Genomic DNA, 368 nt, shown 5'->3' with positions numbered 1-368 from the left:
GATAAAGTTGCAGCGATAAAGACCTTAGGCATAAATTCGGCTTTGGCTACTTTGATACCTGCCTGACTGGCCTGCATAGCCGCATAGCCTGCCTGAATATCAGGTCGGCGTGAAAGGGCCGCTTCGATGACTTCTTGCGTCACACCATCAAAACGGTTTGGAATTTTACGGTCGAGTGCGCCTTTAATTTTAAGATCAAGTGTTGCATTCACCCCCATGCCGGCCAACAGCAACTGATAAGTGTTTTGCTCCTGGCCATTGGCGCGCACAATGCGCAATTCTGCCTGTGCCACTTGCTGGCGGGCAAGTGCTAATTCAACTGTAGTAGCTCGCCCCTCATTGAGTTTCGCTTGCACGGCTGCGAGCAC

Annotated in this window: 1 pseudogene; it reads right to left on the bottom strand. The window is 51.4% G+C overall.

From position 1 onward, the window contains the following. Positions 1-368 (bottom strand): annotated as a pseudogene (locus HBA93_RS19300) (TolC family protein); the annotation flags it as partial.

This window comes from Ochrobactrum sp. SFR4 (genome assembly GCF_019730395.1).
In the GTDB taxonomy this organism is placed as follows: Bacteria; Pseudomonadota; Alphaproteobacteria; order Rhizobiales; family Rhizobiaceae; genus Pseudochrobactrum.
The sequence above is the reverse complement of the archived record's forward strand: the minus strand, read 5'-3'. Positions and strand labels throughout refer to the sequence as shown.